Here is a 2963-nt window from a genome sequence, read left to right on the forward strand (position 1 = left end):
CCGGAGCCAAGATGGGACCCGCCGACGCCGTTGCAACCCAGGTTACAGATGTCCTGCGTCAACGCTGTGAACGCATGTTTGAGCCATGACTGGCCAATTTGTTCGAACCGTTCGGTATTATCGGCGCCGCCGCTCATTCGATAGAGATTTTGCGGAATGACTGGATGATCCGTCTGCGGTAATGCGAACCAATCCAGATCGATGGTTCCCTGGTTGCAGGAAGTCGTTGCTACTGCAACGCCCACCTGCGTGCCTGCACTGCCAAACTGCGCCATCGCGGGCAAATCACCTACGATAACGTCGGGACCAGGTGTCGTCCCGGGATTCGGATTAGGCAGCGCAGGTAAGACCATCGACTTTGGTTCCCCATTGACCAGTTGCGTGACCTCAATCGGTTGCATCCGTGCGCTAACGGAGATTTTTCCAACGGCGGCATCAGCATCCGCGGGACGGCCGAGAGCCGCGGCAAACTCTTTTGACATCAGAAGCCGTCCACCTTGGACATCAAGTAATTGCCTCCTGGCATCGAAATAGTATTGATGTCCTTCGATTTTGAAAAACGTGAAGCCTGTTTTCGCGTCGCGCACAGCCATGTCGAATGCCGACTCGGCAGGGAGCTTTTCGACGACGAGCTGCTTGAGAGAGGCCGCCAACAATGAGGGGAGCAGGGAAACCGGCCGGCCCTGCGGGACTAGCGCGATCGAGCCTGACTCGGCGCCGCGCAGTTGGTCGTTGAAGACAAGAATGGAAAAAAACGAATTCGTCGCTGCTGCGAACTGTAACGCAGCAGGTCTCGTGATTAGGGCATTGCTTCCATTTAACCCGTTAAGGTCCACGTTCAGAGTGACGCTGCCGTTTGCGACAATCATTTTCTGAAGCGTGCCGGTGGATCCATCGGGAGCGTTTTGCCTGGGTTGCACTGCGTAATTCTCCGAGCTATTTCCAAAAAACAGAACTGACAGCAGCGCGAAGCCGGTAAGGGTTATCTTTGACATAATAGTGTGGATTCTCCTGCTTATCGTGAAGCTAGCGGAGATTAGGTCGTAATGTCTCTCACGTGCTCGCGATAGAAGCAAAAAAACATTTTTGGTAAAAAATCCTGCGACGCTCCAATCAGGTGGATCGTCTTCTCTAAAGGCGATGATAACCAATCGCCAAAGGCGCGGATATTAGACCGCAAGCCGCAGTGATGTTTGCCACGCTCCTTTACGGAGGACAACGCGTTCCACCAGTCCATCGTCGCCAGTTACGGGCGCGGCAGAGGAGTTGGGCGAGGCCTTGGCGACGGGTTTGACCTCGGTGTCGGGGTGGGCCGCGGAGTGGCGGTCGGTGTTGCTGTTGACGTGGCCGTCGGGGTCGCAGTCGCAGTTGCCGTAGCCGTTGCAGTAGGTGTTGGCGTTGGCGTCCCACCTGCCGGGGCCTGGATTGCAACCATCATCGGCGAACCTGTTTTGAAGAATCCCACCGTGGCATCGTCAGATTGCGGCGGCTGATCGGCATCGAACCGGAAGTTATACAATGTGCCCCAGCGAATCGCGTTCGCGTTCTGGTTCTGTGCAAACGTTTCGCTGTTCCAGGTAATGGAATCACTCGTCTGAGTAACAGTCCAAGGCATGCTACTGTAACCCTGGTTGTTAAACGTGCCGTCGTTTGCCCAGCCGGGCTGTTGAGGAGGAGCGTGAAAACTGATGTTGCTTACGTTAACCCCGGCGCTCAGGGGCACGCTGAAGGATTGAATTCCGCGGTCGAGGTTCATGTTAAACAGAGCATACTCATAATGCCATACGCCAGCACTGGGGTTGGTTACCTTGTAGCCCATAAACCAGGCACCATCATTTCCGGGATCAGGTTCAATCTGGTTCACCGTCGCTCCCGTACCTGCCCAAAACTGGATGGCAGGCTGCATACGCACAGTGTTAGAAACAGGTGTAAAGTTAAAAGTCGTAGGGCCGCCGCTGACAGTGAATTTACGATAGGAATAATTGTTAAACATGTTGCATTGGTCTGGATGCGACTGGCACCAGGTATACTCATGCGGGCTAATGTACGCGGCTTCGCCAAAATAGCTGGCTCCCGGATTTTGCGCCGGGATCAGATCACTCGTCTCCACCAGGATTCGGTGCGACACGCCATTGTGACTATGGCCGCTGTGATTATTGGCAGTCGACGGAAAAGAACCAGTGAAAGGGTTAATCCAGGCGCGCGAGCCGATGCTGCCTTGGTCACCATTCAGGCCTGAGGTGTACGGGTCAGAACAACCCGGGCACAGATGCGAACCTGTCTGGCAACCACTGGTGTTACAGGTGCCGCAAATGGACTCTTCCAACGCCAGGAAGGTGTGTTTCATCCATGACTGGCCAATTTGTTCAAAGCGTACGTCGTTGGTTGCGCCTCCACTCATGCGATAGAGGTTCTGTGGAACGACTGGATGATCAGTTTGAGGCAACGCAAACCAATCGACCGGCTGGTCGCCATTGTTGCAGGAGTCTGTCCCTATGGCCAAACCAACCTGAGTGCCCACGGCGGGATCAAATTGTGCTACGTCTTCGACATCTCCAACAATAACATCCGGACCTGGCACAAGATTAGGCACTCCGGGAGCCGCTGCATGTTGCATGGGAGGCAGGACCATCGATTTTGTTTCGCCCCTAACAAGCTGATCGATTTGGATCGGTTGCATCGCTGCGCCGATTGCAATTGTTCCGGCCAATGATCCAGCTTCTGATGGAATACCCAATGTCCTGGCAAACTCTTTTGATAGGAGAAGCCTGCCTCCATTGATGCTAAGCGACTGAGCTGTAGCATCGTAATCGTACTGGTGTCCTTCAACGTTGAAAAAAGTGAATCCTGTATTGCTATCGCGAACTGCAAGATCAAAGCCTTGACCGGAAGGGAGTTTTTCCAATGTCAGTCGCTTAAGGGAGGAGCGTAGTGCGACAGGCAGATTAGTGTAGCCGGGGGCG

The 2963-nt window shown here is 54.2% G+C and carries 2 protein-coding genes; both read right to left on the minus strand.

Translation table 11 applies throughout. The annotated features are described in order from the left end of the window. Positions 1-995 (minus strand): hypothetical protein (locus VH187_RS20010; RefSeq protein WP_329703197.1); only part of this gene is annotated, 995 nt, incomplete at its 3' end. 251 nt (positions 996-1246) lie between these two features. Continuing rightward, positions 1247-2963 (minus strand): hypothetical protein (locus VH187_RS20015; protein ID WP_329703198.1); only part of this gene is annotated, 1717 nt, incomplete at its 5' end.

The sequence above is a fragment of the Scandinavium sp. genome, from assembly GCF_036271055.1.
Taxonomy (GTDB): domain Bacteria; phylum Pseudomonadota; class Gammaproteobacteria; order Enterobacterales; family Enterobacteriaceae; genus Scandinavium.